Below are 14195 nucleotides of genomic sequence, written 5' to 3'. Positions count from 1 at the left end.
CTCACGCAAGGTTTGATGATGTTCGTTAGACGTTGCCGCTCGAATCGGATCTCAAGCAGCGCCGATCAAACCCCAGCGCAGGCACCAGGAATTCAGCGTTTTTACAACGGTCATGCGTCACCTGTTTGTTTTTATCTGTGACGAAATCGAACCCGACACGCTTGTGGCGTGGCGGAGTGAACAAGGTGGATAACCTTGAAAGTGCGTGGGTACGCGAAGGGTCACAGTAAAACGCGGCGCATTGTACACCGCTGACCCCCTGCTGCCAGACACCACCGGATCAGCGTGTCGTTTGCCGGGATTGCATGGGTCCGCCTCGAACATGCCGGGCGGCTGCAAAAAAGTGTCCAGGCCCTTGCGAGCCCCTGAAGGGTGTAGCGCTAAAAACGCCACGACGGGAGAAATGCACTGGAGCTGCGGCGTTCATTGCGCCTCCTTTTTGTTATTCACCTGCACGACAGGCATGGGGCGCATCTCACCCTGCCCATCGATTCGAAACAAGCGGGCCAGAGCCTTGGAAAACCCTGCAGGGTGGGGCTTACGGAAGTTTTTTCTTACGCTTTGGGGAAACGACGTTTCGGCCCCTCTCGGCCGGTCTTTTTCGTCAGCATTTCTTTACAACCCGTCACGCAAACTTTCCAAGTAGGAAATTTCCGTAGGCTGACTGCAAATTGACGGTAGGTAGCTACCTATTAAAAAAAACACCCAGGCGGCTGTTTTTGAATGAGTAATGTTGTCGTTAAAAATGGAACAAAAAGTTCAAACGAAAAAAATAAATTATTTTTTTGCAATCCAAAAAACCCTCGACTAGGTTTTCAGCGACTTGCCAAGGCATCGTGCCGACAAGTTCTGCGGTGCCGTCACCGGCCTGTTTCCACTCGCCGAATCGGTCCGCTGATTTCCGTAAAAGTCATCTAGGAGATTCACTATGCAAGCACTGGACAAAGACTTGGAAACCGAACTGCAACTGGACGAATGGTTTGAAGCCCCAACCCATGAAGCCGCCGTTGAAATGATGCAAGCCGACGCAGTCGTTCCGTTCGGCACGGCGATGTGGCCTCTGTAGGCACCGCCCGGCGGAGGCGATCCGGCCGGTCGACTCCGCCACTTTTTGCCGGTTGTCAGGGAAGTTAAATGAACTTGTCAGGGAAGAATAAGCATGGACACACAACGAGCCATCTCACATTTCCTTTACTATCTCGAACACCATCCCGCCCTGGCCGGCATTCAGCCCGCCAAGGTGTTGCTCGGTCATACTGCTGACTACGAAGCGCTGACCGGCGCCATCGCCGAACAGGCGGGCAGCGGCTCACCCTTCCGGTTCAGTGCCATGCGCCTGGACCTCGAGCCCACGGAGCGCCTGTCCAAGGCCATTGCCGACAGCGATCTGTATATTTTCTTCTACGACTCTTCCACCCTGCCCAACCCACGTCCCGACGGCCCGGACTTTGTCCGTGCGCTGCAAGGCGTGATGGCCGACAACTGGAAGAAATCGCTGCTGTTCAAGGACTACGGCGATTATTTCTACGACACCTTCAGCGTGATTCCCCAGCGCATCGCCGGGCTCAACAGTCACCTGATCCGACGCATGTCCCAGGCGACGACCCTGAGTTTCCAGGATGACCGCGGTTCATATTTCGACACCGCCCTGGGCGGCGTTAAGAAATGGACCGACATCAACGGGGTCGGCAACTACGACCTGGCCCCCGGCGAAATCGCCACCCACAGCGACACCATCAATGGCCGGGTGAATTTTGTCGGCACATTCCTGAGCACCATCCCGTTCGCACGCAAATACGGCGTGTTGCAATCGCCGCTGGAGCTGTGGATCGAAGACTCCACCATCCAGAAAATCGCCACCGATGTACCTGGCCTGGAGCACGACTTCAACAAATACCTGGACGCCAACCCGTCCAATCGCCGCATCGAGGAATTGGGGATCGGCACCAACGAAGGGGTCAAGAGCCTGTACGCCCGCAATGCCGGTTTCGAGGAGCGCCACTGCGGCTTGCACCTGGGACTGGGTGGCGGGGCCAAGGGCAGCCATCATCTGGATCTGATTTTCGAGAGCGGCGTATTGGCGCTGGATAACGAGCCGATGTTCGATGGACGGTTTGTGCTTTAGGTGGGATTTCTGCACGGCTGATGCCGCCATCGCGAGCAAGCTCGCTCCCACAGTGGGACGACGTTGAATGTAAATCTTCCATTCGCTGAAGCCCCTTGTGGGAGCGAGCTTGCTCGCGATAGCGGACTCACCGGCACCGCATCAATAAAAGCCAGGCAAAAAAAAGCCAACTCGAAAGTTGGCTTTTTTCATGGGCGGCTGCCGATCACTCCGGCTTACGACGCCCGAACCCCGGACGCTGTCCCGAACCTGCCGGTGCACCACGGCGCTTGCCCGATGGCGCGTCGCGGTCGGCCAGGACGATACCCGGGCGCTTTTTCGGCGCCGGCTTGGCCGGACGCTTGGTGTCGGCCGGGCGATCGGCGACGGGCGTACCGCGACCTGCCGGAGCACCGCGACCTTCACCGCGCTCAGTCCGACCATTGGCCGGACGCGGCGTACGTGGGCCACGCTCACCGTCCTGACGAGGCGCAGGCTTGCGGGCCGGGCGCTCGCCTTCGATCTGCGGCTCGCGGGAAGGACGCGGACCGGTCGCCACACCTTCAGCAGCCGGACGCAGCGTACGCACGCGCTCGGTCTTGCCCATCGGGCGCGAGGATTTACGCTGCATCCGCTCCAGCTTGTCCTTGCTCTTGGCGGTCATCTGCGGCATCGCCACCGGCTTGAGACCCACTTCGGCGGCCAGGATGTCGACTTCGTACTGGCTCATTTCGCGCCAGCGGCCCATCGGCAGGTCGGAGTTGAGGAACACCGGGCCGAAACGCACGCGCTTGAGGCGGCTGACCACCAGCCCCTGGGATTCCCACAAACGCCGCACTTCACGGTTACGGCCTTCCATCACCACGCAGTGATACCAGTGGTTGAAACCTTCACCGCCGGGCGCCTGCTTGATGTCGGTGAAACGCGCCGGGCCGTCTTCCAGCACAACACCGGCCTTGAGGCGCTCGATCATCTCGTCGTCGACTTCGCCACGCACACGCACGGCGTATTCGCGGTCCATCTCGTAGGACGGGTGCATCAAACGGTTGGCCAGCTCACCGTCGGTGGTGAACATCAGCAAACCGGTGGTGTTGATGTCCAGCCGCCCGATGTTGATCCAGCGGCCTTCTTTCGGACGCGGCATCTTGTCGAACACGGTCGGACGGCCTTCCGGGTCGTCACGGGTGCAGATCTCGCCGTCGGGTTTGTTGTACATGATCACGCGGCGCACCGTTTCGGCGGCCTCTTCGCGCTTGATCACCTTGCCATCGATGGTGATGGCGTCGTGCATGTCGACACGCAGGCCCAAGGTGGCATCTTTGCCATTGACCTTGATCCGGCCCTGAGTGATCCAGGCTTCCACGTCACGGCGCGAACCGACGCCGATACGGGCGAGGACTTTTTGCAGCTTCTCGCCTGCTGGGCCGATTTCCTGGCTGTCGTTCTGGTCTTGGTCTTTCATTCTGGGCACCTCCCGGTGTGGTCGGGTCAGGCTTGGCCTGACGCTTTGAAAACGGGTCTTGGACGAAGGGATCGCCAAAGGGTCGCGAATCATACGCCTGTTGAGGCAATTGCGCATCTGAGACTAGCTGATCAACCCAGGCTCAGCGCTTTTTCCGCCGACCGGTGGCTGAAGCCCCCTGTGGGAGCCGAGCTTGCTCGCGATAGCGGTGGGTCAGCCTGCATTGATGCTGAATGTTCCTCTGTCATCGCGAGCAAGCTCGGCTCCCACAGGGGACGGCGTTTCCAAACCAGTTGTATCAGTCGTCGAACTGGCGCCGTTCGTTCTCGATCGCTTCGGCCAGGGCACGGGCTTCGGCTTCTTCGTCGCTCAATTCCGGCTCGGGCTCGTGAGGCTGGAGGGCGGCGACAGCGGCCAGCAGTTTTTCCCGGGCTTCGGCAACGCCGAGGATGTCTTCTTCGGGTTCAGGCTCGGCTTGAAGTTCAACGTCGTCGGGCTCCGGCTGATCATTCGTCTCGCCTTCAGGTCCTGGCCCCTCACGCAGCAGGTCGTCGAAATCAGTCTTCAAGCCCTCCTCCATGGTGTCCAGCTCCAGCAACAACGAATGGAAACTGGTCTCTTCCTTCGGTTCCTCAGGCTCGGCGCTGGCATCCGCCAGTTCCTGCAAGCCCTGGGGCACCGGCACGTCGTCGAACTCCAGTACCGGTTCGGGTTCCAGCTCCCGCAGTTCGGCCAGGGGCGGCAGGTCATCCAGGTTCTTCAGGTTGAAGTGATCGAGAAAGGCCTTGGTGGTGGCGAACATCGCGGGTTTGCCCGGCACATCGCGATAGCCGACGACGCGGATCCACTCGCGCTCCAGCAACGTCTTGACGATATGGCTGTTGACCGCCACGCCCCGTACATCCTCGATCTCGCCCCGGGTGATCGGTTGGCGATAGGCGATCAACGCCATGGTCTCGAGCATGGCGCGGGAGTAACGCTGCGGCCGCTCCTCCCACAGGCGTCCGACCCAGGGCGCGAACTTCTCGCGGATCTGCAGGCGATAACCGGACGCCACTTCCTTGAGTTCGAAAGCTCGTCCTTCGCAGGACTTGCCCAACAGCGTCAGGGCTTTCTTGAACACGGCCGGCTCGGGTCGCTCGCCTTCTTCGAAGAGTTCGAACAGGCGCTCCATCGATTGCGGCTTTCCCGAAGCCAACAGGAAAGCTTCAAGCAAGGGGGCCAGCTCGCGGGGTTCAGTCAGATTCATTGATTTGCTCGTTATTCGGCTCGTGCCCGCACGTGGATCGCTGCGAACGGCTCATTCTGCACCAGCTCGACCAAGGATTCCTTGACCAATTCCAGGACCGCCATAAACGTCACCACCACCCCCAACCGCCCTTCCTCGGCGGTGAACAGCTCGACGAACGGCACGAAGCCGCCGCCCTTGAGCCGCTCCAACACATCGCTCATGCGCTCGCGGGTGGACAGCGCTTCGCGGCTGACCTGGTGACTTTCAAACATATCGCCTCGGCGCAGGACCTCGGCCATGGACATCAGCAGCTCTTCCAGGCTTACATCCGGCAGCAACTTGCGCGCCCGCGCTTCGGGCGCATCGAGCTTGGGCACCACCACATCGCGCCCCACCCGGTTCAAGCCATCGAGGCGTTCGGCGGCGACCTTGAAGCGTTCGTACTCCTGCAAGCGCCGGATCAACTCGGCCCGCGGGTCGTCCTCTTCCGCTTCGACCTCCGCCGAGCGCGGCAGCAGCATCCGCGACTTGATCTCGGCCAGCATGGCCGCCATCACCAGGTACTCCGCCGCCAGTTCCAGGCGTACCGACTGCATCAACTCGACGTAGCCCATGTACTGGCGGGTGATTTCCGCCACGGGGATGTCGAGGATATTGATGTTCTGTTTACGGATCAGGTACAGCAGCAGGTCAAGCGGGCCCTCGAAGGCCTCGAGGAACACTTCCAGCGCATCCGGCGGAATGTACAGGTCCAGGGGCATTTCCATGACCGCCTGGCCATAGACCATGGCGAACGGCAACTCCTGCTGCGCGCCGGCCTGGCTGTCGGCATTGTCCACGGCGGTTTCCACGGCGGACATTCAGGCCTCGACCATGAACGGCGTCGGATCGCCGCACCCGACGCGCACCACCTGGGGCTCGCCATCGGCCAGGTTGATCACCGTGGACGCCGACATGCCGCCGAAACCGCCATCGATGATCAGGTCCACCTGATGCTCGAGTATCTGACGCATCTCATAGGGATCGGTCAACGGCTCGGTCTCGCCGGGCATGATCAGCGTCACGCTCATCAGCGGCTCACCCAGTTCCGCCAGCAGCGCCAGGGCGATGGGATGGCTCGGCACCCGCAGGCCGATGGTGCGCTTTTTCGGGTGCAGCAACAGCCGCGGGACTTCCCGGGTGGCATTGAGAATGAACGTGTACGGCCCCGGCAAATGCGCCTTGAGCAAGCGGAAGGTGCCGGTGTCGATCTTGGCGAACAGGCCCAACTGCGACAGGTCGCTGCAGATGAGCGCGAAATTGTGCTTGTCGTCCAGTTGACGCAGGCGTCTGACGCGCTCCACGGCATTCTTGTCGCCGATCTGGCAACCGATGGCGTAGGACGAGTCGGTGGGATAGACCACCACGCCACCACCACGAATGATTTCCACGGCCTGTTTGATCAGGCGCGCTTGCGGGTTTTCCGGATGAATCTGGAAAAATTGACTCACGTGTTCTACCTGTTCAGACGGCGGCGGTAACGGGATCATGTTTGAATCTACACCAGAGTGGTGGCAGATCTTCCGGCAACGGGCGGTATTCGCCGATCTCGGACCAGCCCCCAGGGCCATGGAAATCACTGCCGGCGGTGACCAGCAGGCCGAACTCACGGGCCAGGATCGCCAAGCTGCCCACTTGCTCGGCAGGCTGATGGCCGTTGACCACCTCAATGGCATGGCCCCCCGCTTGAATATAGTCGGCGACCAGGCGTCGGCGCTTGCTGCGGGTGAAATCATAGTGCCATGGATGTGCCAGGCTGACCCAGGCGCCAGCGGCCCGCAGGGTCTGGACGGTTTCTTCCAGGGTCGGCCAGTGCTGCTTGACGTCCCCCAGCTTGCCGGCCCCCAACCATTTGCGGAACGCTTCGGCGCGATCCTTGACGAACCCTTCGCGCACCATCCAGTCGGCAAAGTGTGGCCGGGCCGGTGCGTTGCCGCTGTCGCCCAGTTCCTGCTGGATCTGCCGGGCGCCGTCCAGCGCACCGGGCATGCCCTTGAGGGCCAGCTTGCGGCTGATCTCTTCGGACCGCAGCCAGCGCCCGTCGCGCAGTTGTGCGATGGCCTGGACCAGCGCCGGCGCATTCACATCGAAACCATAGCCCAGCACATGGATGGTCGCCCCGCCCCAGGTACACGACAACTCGACCCCGTTGACCAGCTGCATGCCCAGCGCCGTGGCGGCGCTGCGGGCCTCGTCGAGGCCTTCGAGGGTGTCGTGATCGGTCAGGGCCAGGACTCGCACGCCGTGCTCGAACGCCCGCGCCACCAGAACCGCAGGCGCCAGGGCGCCATCGGAGGCCGTGCTATGGCAGTGCAAATCAACATTCACGAGAGTTTGTTACCTCAAATCAGCTGGCCCTATCGCGGCCAAGGATGTTTGTTATTATGCCGCCACATCCTGCTTCTGGCTGCCACTGTGAAACAATTCATCGACTTCATCCCGCTCCTGCTGTTTTTCATCGTCTACAAACTTGATCCCCGGACCGTCGATTTCGCCGGCCACTCCTTGACTGTAGGCGGTATCTACAGCGCCACCGCCGTGCTGATCATCAGCTCCCTGGTGGTCTACGGCGCGCTGTTCGTGTCCCAGCGCAAGCTGGAGAAAAGCCAGTGGCTGACCCTCATCGCCTGCCTTGTATTCGGCAGCCTGACCCTGGCGTTCCACAGCGAAACCTTCCTCAAATGGAAGGCCCCGGTGGTCAACTGGCTGTTTGCCCTCGCGTTCATCGGCAGCCACTTCATCGGTGACCGATTGCTGATCAAGCGCATCATGGGCCATGCCATCAGCCTGCCGGAACTGATCTGGACCCGGTTGAACATCGCCTGGATCGCGTTTTTCCTGTTCTGCGGTGCCGCCAACCTGTTCGTTGCGTTCACGTTCCAGGAGTACTGGGTCGACTTCAAGGTCTTCGGCAGCCTGGGCATGACGCTGCTGTTCCTGATTGGCCAGGGCATCTACCTGTCCCGTCACCTGCACGATGCCGACCCCACCACGCCAAAAACCGAGGACTGACATGCTCTACGCAATCATTGCCACCGACGTCGCCGACTCCCTGGAAAAACGCCTGGCCGTGCGCCCGGCACACCTGGAGCGCCTGCAACAGCTCAAGTCCGAAGGTCGTATCGTGCTGGCCGGCCCGCACCCGGCGGTGGACAGCAATGACCCGGGCGCCGCCGGCTTCAGCGGCAGCCTGATCGTGGCCGAGTTCGACTCCCTGGTCGCCGCCCAGGCCTGGGCCGAGGCCGATCCGTTCGTGGCGGCCGGCGTCTACGCCAATGTCGTGGTCAAGCCGTTCAAGCAAGTCCTGCCGTAAATCCCCCCTGGCGCGATGGGCCTTCGCGGCTCATTGCCGCCGTTGCTCATCTTTATCGTTCGTCGGCCGACAACCTGTCTAATCTCGATTGGAATTCAGGAGTTGCAATGCGCAAAGGTCCGTTGTGCCTGTTGTTGGTCTCGTTGGCGATCGGAGCGCCCGCCCATGGCGAGGAAAGCACCGAGGGCAGTCATTCGGCGCCCTTGTCCCTGAGCGCCGGCGGCCAGATCGCCGAATTGCAGCAACGCTTGAAAGACAGCGAGCGCCAGCGTGAAGAACTGAGCAAACAACTTCAAAATGCCGACAGCGAGCGCGAAAGCGCTGTGCTGGCCCGGCTGCGCCAGGAGAACCAGCGCCTGAAGCTGCAACTCAAGGAAGCCCAGGCCAGCCCGTTGCCACGGCTGTTGACCGATCAACAGCAATGGTTCGTCATTGGTGCCGGGGTAGCGCTATTGGCCTTGCTCTGCGGTATCTTTGCCAGCGGTGGACGTAGACAACGTCGGCAATGGCTAAATTGAGTGAGTCATGAGCGAGCTGTTACTGATAGATGATGACCAGGAGCTGTGTGAGCTCCTCGTGAGTTGGCTGAGTCAGGAAGGGTTTCAGGTCCGCGCCTGTCACGATGGCCAGAGTGCCCGCAAGGCCTTGGCCGAAACCGCCCCGGCTGCCGTGGTCCTGGACGTGATGCTGCCCGACGGCAGTGGCCTGGAACTGCTCAAGCAATTGCGCAACGATCACCCGGAACTGCCGGTGCTGATGCTGTCGGCCCGGGGTGAGCCGCTGGACCGTATCCTTGGCCTGGAACTGGGTGCCGACGACTACCTGGCCAAGCCCTGCGACCCACGGGAACTGACCGCCCGCTTGCGCGCCGTGCTGCGTCGCAGCCATCCGGCGGCCGTGTCCAGCCAGATCGAACTGGGTGACCTGACCTTCAGCCCGGTGCGTGGCGTCGTCAGCATCGACGAACAGGAACAGACCCTCACCGTTTCCGAAAGCCGCCTGCTCGAAGCGCTGCTCAAGCAACCGGGCGAGCCGCTGGACAAGCAGGAACTGGCGCAAATCGCCCTGGGCCGCAAGCTGACCCTGTACGACCGCAGCCTCGACATGCACGTGAGCAACCTGCGCAAGAAAATCGGCCCCCACCCCGACGGTCGCCCGCGCATCGTGGCCCTGCGTAGCCGGGGTTATTACTACAGCCTCTAGAGGTTACGGCTCTAGAGACTGTGAGTGCTGCTACAGCCCCTGGAGGCTTTTGTGGCGAGGGTCTCCTTCCCATTGCATGCCCCACGGGGTTGTGTGCAGGCTGTTTGTCAGCATCGAACCAAACCGTCTTTACCCAAGCTTTACGCCCCCCTGACCGCCGCTGACCTTGATCTCCGTAATCTGCACACATCCGGAACTGACCGGGAATGAGACAAGGAGACACACCATGCGCAAGACCCTTATCGCTCTGATGTTCGCTGCCGCCCTGCCGACTGTCGCCATGGCCATGCCCGAAGGCCCCGGCCCGATGGGTCCGATGGACGGCCCGCGTCACGGCGGCCAGATGCACGACAAAGGCCCCTACAGCCAACTGGACCTGAGCCACGAACAACGCCAGCAGATTCGCCGGATCATGGGCGAACAGCGCCACGAACAACGGGAACTGGTCGACAAGTACCTGGCCAAGCTGTCGCCAGCCGACCAGAAAGCCATGCAGGACGAAATGCAGGCCCGGCATGAGAAAGTCGATGCCCAGATCCGTGGCTTGTTGAAGCCTGAGCAGCAGAAGGAATTCGACGCGATCCAGAAGAAACAGGCCGAACGTCGCGCCGAGTGGGCTGAGTTCAAAGCCTGGAAAGCGCAACAACCGCAAAAAGCGCAATAATGCGCTGAAGCTTGCCCAGCCCAACGGCCAATCGCCGTTGGGCTTTCTTTGTTTTCGAGGATTTATCGTGCGTTCATTGTTCTGGCGCATCCTGGCCAGTTTCTGGCTGGCCATCGCCCTGGTTGCAGGGCTTTCGATCCTGATGGGCCATATGCTGAACCAGGACGCCTGGATCCTCAGCCGTCACCCTGGCCTCAATACCCTGCCCGAAGAGTGGACGCAAACCTACGAAAGCCAGGGCGAGGATGCCGCCCAGGACATCCTGCAACAGCGCAAGCGCCAGTATCACATCGACGTCCAGGTGTTCAACGAAAGCGGCGACCCGGTGGTACGCGGCACCTTTCCCCATCGTGCCGCGGCCTTCGAGGCCCGGCAGAACAACGACGACCGACGCCTGCCCTGGCGGCGGCTGACCGACGAGTTCACCAGCGCCAAAAGTGGCGACACGTACCTGTTTATCTACCGCATTCCCCATCCCGAACTGGACGCCTGGCACCGCGGCAGCCTGCTCTGGCCCCTCAGTGCACTGGGCATCGCGCTGGTGGTGCTGACCTTGTTCAGCCTGTTGGTGACGCTTTCCATCACCCGCCCACTGAGTCGCCTGCGCGGCGCGGTGCATGACCTGGGCCAGGCCGCCTACCAGCAGAACAGCCTCGCCAAGCTGGCCAACCGGCGAGACGAGTTCGGCGTGCTGGCCACCGACTTCAACCGCATGGGCGCGCGCCTGCAAAGCTTGATCGGGAGCCAACGGCAGCTATTGCGCGACGTGTCCCACGAACTGCGCTCGCCCCTCGCCCGGCTGCGCATTGCCTTGGCATTGGCTGAACGGGCCAGCCCCGAGGAACGTGAAAAACTCTGGCCGCGCCTGACCCGCGAATGCGATCGCCTGGAAGCGTTGATCAGCGAAATCCTGGTCCTGGCCCGGGTCGACGCCGACAACGCCAGCGCCGAAGAGGTGGACCTCAACGGTTTGCTGTTCACCCTGCAAAAAGATGCACAACTGGCGTCACCGGAGCAAACCGTGCAGCTTGAAACCGAGGCAGACCTGACCCTCAAGGGCTGGCCGACCATGATCGAGCGAGCGGTGGACAACCTGCTGCGTAACGCCCAGCGCTTCAATCCGACCGGGCAACCCATCGAAATGCGCGCGGCGCGCCAGGGCGAACGGATCCTGATCAGCGTGCGCGACCACGGGCCTGGCGTGGAGGCCGAACACCTGGGTCAATTGGGCGAACCGTTCTACCGCGCCCCCGGCCAGACTGCCGCCGGCCATGGCCTGGGCCTGGCGATTGCGCGTCGTGCCGCCGAGCGCCATGGCGGTGCGTTGGTGCTGGGCAATCATCCCGAAGGCGGTTTCATTGCAACACTGGAACTGCCGTTGGTGCCGGGGGCTGTTGTCCAGCCATAACCTGCAAATGAACAGTGGATCTGTTGACTCCAAGGCAATGCTGGCCCTTGTGGCGAGGGAGCTTGCTCCCGCTGGGCTGCGAAGCGGCCCCTGGATTTTGCGGTCGCTGCGCAACCGAGCGGGAGCAAGCTCCCTCGCCACGGTGAATCAAGCGCGACCTCATTAACCAAACGATAATTCCTCTTATTCAAACTGCCCCGCCCTGTTAGACTTTGCGCCCTCTTTTCACCTATCTCCCAGGTCGCCCGATGCCGTCGTTGCCTCTTCGTTTATGTGCACTGTTCATGGCCCTGGGCCTGAGTGCCTGCGATGATGCCCCGCGTTTTACCCAGGCCGAACCGGGTGAAGCCCGTTCCGGTGGCGCCGCGACGGTTCGCAAGAGCGATCAGAACGCCTTTTCTCTGCCCTCGGCCAACCTGCCACCTTCGCGGCGCGTGGATTTCAGCGTCGGCAACAGCTTCTTCCGCAGCCCGTGGGTGATCGCCCCCTCGACCACCACCGCCCGCGATGGCCTAGGGCCCTTGTTCAACACCAACGCCTGCCAGAACTGCCACATCAAGGACGGTCGCGGCCATCCGCCAGCGCCGGACGCGAGCAGCGCGGTGTCGATGCTGGTGCGCCTGTCGATTCCCGACACACCGGCCTACGCCAAGGTCATCGAACAACTGGGGGTCGTACCTGAACCGGTTTACGGCGGGCAGTTGCAGGACATGTCCGTTCCCGGTGTCGCTCCCGAAGGTAAAGTCCGGGTCGATTACAGCCCAGTCCCGGTGCGCTTCAAGGACGGCACCGTCGTGGAGCTGCGCAAGCCAAACCTGCAGATCACCCAATTGGCCTATGGGCCGATGCACCCGGACACGCGCTTTTCCGCCCGTGTCGCTCCGCCGATGATCGGCCTGGGGTTGCTGGAGGCAATCCCCGACGAAGCCATCCTGGCCAACGCCAAAGCCCAGGCGCGGGAAAACAACGGCATTGCCGGTCGCCCCAACCAGGTCTGGGACGATGCCCAACAGAAAACCGTACTTGGACGGTTTGGCTGGAAGGCCGGCCAACCCAACCTCAACCAACAGAACGTCCATGCGTTCTCCGGTGACATGGGCCTGACGACGAGCCTGCGGCCCTTCGACGATTGCACCGAAGCCCAGGTCGATTGCAAGCGCGCCCCCAGCGGCAACGGCCCGGACGGCGAGCCGGAAGTCAGCGACAACATCCTGCGACTGGTGCTGTTCTACAGCCGCAACCTCGCCGTACCGGCCCGTCGCGAGGTGAATTCACCTCAAGTGCTGGCGGGCAAGAATCTGTTTTTCCAGGCCGGTTGCCAGTCTTGCCACACCCCCAAATACACCACCGCTGCCAACGCCGCTGAACCGGAGCTTGCCAACCAGGTCATCCGCCCCTACACCGACCTGCTGCTGCACGACATGGGCGAAGGCCTGGCCGACAACCGCAGCGAACTCAAGGCCAGCGGCCGTGATTGGCGAACCCCGCCGCTGTGGGGCATCGGCCTGACCGAAACCGTCAATGGCCACACCCAGTTCCTGCATGACGGTCGTGCCCGCAACCTGCTCGAAGCCGTGCTGTGGCATGGCGGCGAAGCACAAGCGGCGCAACGCCAGGTTTTAGCGTTCAATGCCGAGCAACGCGCTGCGTTGCTGGCCTTTCTGAATTCCCTTTAAATGCCTTTTCCAGAAATGGGAGCCTGACATGTTCCGTCCCAAGCTGTTGTTCACCAGCCTCGCCGCCCTCGCCCTGGGTGCCTGCTCGCCCCAGGACCCGCAAGCGGTCACCTCGGCCGCCATCGCCAAGCAGGTGATCCTGCCGACCTACAGCCGCTGGGTCGACGCCGACCGGCAACTGGCAACCAGCGCCCTGGCGTTCTGCCAAGGCAAGGAAAACCTGGACACCGCCCGCGCCGACTTCCTCAAGGCGCAAAAAGCCTGGGCCGAGTTGCAACCCCTGTTGATCGGCCCGCTGGCCGAGGGCAACCGCGCCTGGCAGGTGCAGTTCTGGCCGGACAAGAAAAACCTGGTGGGTCGCCAGGTCGAGCAACTGGTCAACAGCCAGCCACAGATCGACGCCGCCGGCCTGGCCAAGTCCAGCGTTGTCGTACAAGGGCTCTCGGCCTACGAATACCTGCTGTTCGACGCGAAAATCGACATGGCCGACAGCGCCCAGAAAGCCAAGTACTGCCCGCTGCTCACCGCCATCGGCGAACGCCAGAAACAACTGGCCGAAGAGATCCTGTCGGGCTGGAACGCCAACGACGGCATGCTCGCCCAGATGAGCAAGTTCCCCAACCAGCGCTATGCCGACTCCCACGAGGCCATCGCCGATCTGCTGCGCGTGCAGGTCACGGCCCTGGACACGCTGAAGAAAAAACTCGGCACGCCGATGGGCCGCCAGAGCAAGGGCGTACCTCAGCCATTCCAGGCCGATGCCTGGCGCAGCCAGTCGTCGTTGCAAGGGCTGGAAGCCAGCCTGAGCGCGGCCAGGACCGTCTGGGCCGGGGTGGACAACAAAGGCCTGCGCGGCCTGCTGCCAAGCGACCAGAAACCGTTGGCGGACAAGATCGACGCCGCCTACGATGCCTCCTTGAAACTGTTCGCCAGCAGCCAGCGCTCCTTGACCGAAATGCTCAACGACGATGCCGGGCGCCAGCAACTCAACGATTTGTACGACAGCCTCAACGTCGTCCATCGCCTGCACGAAGGCGAACTGGCCAAGGCGCTGGGCATTCAACTGGGCTTCAATGCCAACGACGGTGACTGATC

At 62.0% G+C, this 14195-nt stretch carries 15 protein-coding genes; 10 read left to right on the top strand and 5 right to left on the bottom strand.

Annotated elements, in window-relative coordinates:
• Positions 1-928 precede the first annotated feature (928 nt).
• Together AO356_RS32855 and AO356_RS18545 are read left to right on the top strand one after the other, a co-directional pair.
• On the top strand, positions 929-1066 hold the full coding sequence (locus AO356_RS32855) for a hypothetical protein (RefSeq protein ID WP_003178782.1): 138 nt from the start codon (positions 929-931) through the stop codon (positions 1064-1066).
• Positions 1067-1159: 93 nt separating this feature from the next.
• The gene (locus tag AO356_RS18545; RefSeq protein WP_060740974.1) at positions 1160-2125 is read left to right on the top strand and encodes a hypothetical protein; all 966 of its coding nucleotides are present in this window, start codon (positions 1160-1162) and stop codon (positions 2123-2125) included.
• 205 nt (positions 2126-2330) lie between these two features.
• On the opposite strand, the gene rluB is transcribed toward AO356_RS18545, so the two are convergent.
• The 5 genes from rluB to AO356_RS18520 all read right to left on the bottom strand — a co-directional run bounded on the left by rluB (position 2331) and on the right by AO356_RS18520 (position 7164).
• Positions 2331-3566: a 23S rRNA pseudouridine(2605) synthase RluB gene (gene rluB, locus AO356_RS18540; RefSeq protein ID WP_060740973.1), complete on the bottom strand. Its 1236-nt coding sequence runs from the start codon at positions 3564-3566 to the stop codon at positions 2331-2333.
• Positions 3567-3864: 298 nt separating this feature from the next.
• Entirely contained in the window at positions 3865-4815 is a 951-nt protein-coding gene (gene scpB, locus AO356_RS18535; protein WP_060740972.1) for an SMC-Scp complex subunit ScpB, read from the bottom strand.
• Positions 4816-4826: 11 nt separating this feature from the next.
• Positions 4827-5525: a segregation and condensation protein A gene (locus AO356_RS18530; RefSeq protein ID WP_203225796.1), complete on the bottom strand. Its 699-nt coding sequence runs from the start codon at positions 5523-5525 to the stop codon at positions 4827-4829.
• Between the two features lie 132 nt (positions 5526-5657).
• The gene (locus AO356_RS18525) at positions 5658-6287 is read right to left on the bottom strand and encodes an L-threonylcarbamoyladenylate synthase (RefSeq protein ID WP_053124883.1); all 630 of its coding nucleotides are present in this window, start codon (positions 6285-6287) and stop codon (positions 5658-5660) included.
• A gap of 13 nt (positions 6288-6300) precedes the next feature.
• Positions 6301-7164: a PHP domain-containing protein gene (locus AO356_RS18520; protein WP_060740970.1), complete on the bottom strand. Its 864-nt coding sequence runs from the start codon at positions 7162-7164 to the stop codon at positions 6301-6303.
• Between the two features lie 87 nt (positions 7165-7251).
• Between AO356_RS18520 and AO356_RS18515 the strand changes: the two genes are divergently transcribed.
• From AO356_RS18515 to AO356_RS18480, 8 genes are all read left to right on the top strand, one after another.
• On the top strand, positions 7252-7848 hold the full coding sequence (locus AO356_RS18515; protein ID WP_060740969.1) for a septation protein A: 597 nt from the start codon (positions 7252-7254) through the stop codon (positions 7846-7848).
• 1 nt (position 7849) lies between these two features.
• Positions 7850-8149: a YciI family protein gene (locus AO356_RS18510; protein ID WP_060740968.1), complete on the top strand. Its 300-nt coding sequence runs from the start codon at positions 7850-7852 to the stop codon at positions 8147-8149.
• A 107-nt stretch (positions 8150-8256) separates the two neighbouring features.
• Entirely contained in the window at positions 8257-8667 is a 411-nt protein-coding gene (locus AO356_RS18505) for a hypothetical protein (protein ID WP_060740967.1), read from the top strand.
• A gap of 7 nt (positions 8668-8674) precedes the next feature.
• The gene (locus tag AO356_RS18500; protein ID WP_003178772.1) at positions 8675-9352 is read left to right on the top strand and encodes a response regulator transcription factor; all 678 of its coding nucleotides are present in this window, start codon (positions 8675-8677) and stop codon (positions 9350-9352) included.
• 226 nt (positions 9353-9578) lie between these two features.
• Positions 9579-10016, top strand: coding sequence for a Spy/CpxP family protein refolding chaperone (locus AO356_RS18495; protein WP_060740966.1), 438 nt, complete (start codon positions 9579-9581; stop codon positions 10014-10016).
• Positions 10017-10083: 67 nt separating this feature from the next.
• Positions 10084-11424 (top strand): sensor histidine kinase, encoded by a 1341-nt coding sequence (locus AO356_RS18490; protein WP_060740965.1) that lies wholly within the window; start codon positions 10084-10086, stop codon positions 11422-11424.
• A gap of 248 nt (positions 11425-11672) precedes the next feature.
• On the top strand, positions 11673-13100 hold the full coding sequence (locus AO356_RS18485) for a di-heme oxidoredictase family protein (RefSeq protein WP_060740964.1): 1428 nt from the start codon (positions 11673-11675) through the stop codon (positions 13098-13100).
• Positions 13101-13128: 28 nt separating this feature from the next.
• Entirely contained in the window at positions 13129-14193 is a 1065-nt protein-coding gene (locus AO356_RS18480; protein ID WP_060740963.1) for an imelysin family protein, read from the top strand.
• The last annotated feature ends 2 nt before the right edge of the window (positions 14194-14195 follow it).

It is taken from the genome of Pseudomonas fluorescens (genome assembly GCF_001307275.1).
In the GTDB taxonomy this organism is placed as follows: Bacteria; Pseudomonadota; Gammaproteobacteria; order Pseudomonadales; family Pseudomonadaceae; genus Aquipseudomonas; species Aquipseudomonas fluorescens_AA.
Note: the sequence above shows the minus strand (reverse complement) of the source record. Positions and strands in the feature narration are given on the sequence as shown.

Excerpts from the sequence above, each read along its gene's own strand:
- AO356_RS32855 (WP_003178782.1), top strand. The coding sequence starts at position 929 with ATGCAAGCACTGGACAAAGACTTGGAAACCGAACTGCAACTGGACGAA.
- AO356_RS18545 (WP_060740974.1), top strand. The coding sequence starts at position 1,160 with ATGGACACACAACGAGCCATCTCACATTTCCTTTACTATCTCGAACAC.
- rluB (WP_060740973.1), bottom strand. The coding sequence starts at position 3,566 with ATGAAAGACCAAGACCAGAACGACAGCCAGGAAATCGGCCCAGCAGGC.
- scpB (WP_060740972.1), bottom strand. The coding sequence starts at position 4,815 with ATGAATCTGACTGAACCCCGCGAGCTGGCCCCCTTGCTTGAAGCTTTC.
- AO356_RS18510 (WP_060740968.1), top strand. The coding sequence starts at position 7,850 with ATGCTCTACGCAATCATTGCCACCGACGTCGCCGACTCCCTGGAAAAA.
- AO356_RS18505 (WP_060740967.1), top strand. The coding sequence starts at position 8,257 with ATGCGCAAAGGTCCGTTGTGCCTGTTGTTGGTCTCGTTGGCGATCGGA.
- AO356_RS18500 (WP_003178772.1), top strand. The coding sequence starts at position 8,675 with ATGAGCGAGCTGTTACTGATAGATGATGACCAGGAGCTGTGTGAGCTC.
- AO356_RS18495 (WP_060740966.1), top strand. The coding sequence starts at position 9,579 with ATGCGCAAGACCCTTATCGCTCTGATGTTCGCTGCCGCCCTGCCGACT.
- AO356_RS18485 (WP_060740964.1), top strand. The coding sequence starts at position 11,673 with ATGCCGTCGTTGCCTCTTCGTTTATGTGCACTGTTCATGGCCCTGGGC.
- AO356_RS18480 (WP_060740963.1), top strand. The coding sequence starts at position 13,129 with ATGTTCCGTCCCAAGCTGTTGTTCACCAGCCTCGCCGCCCTCGCCCTG.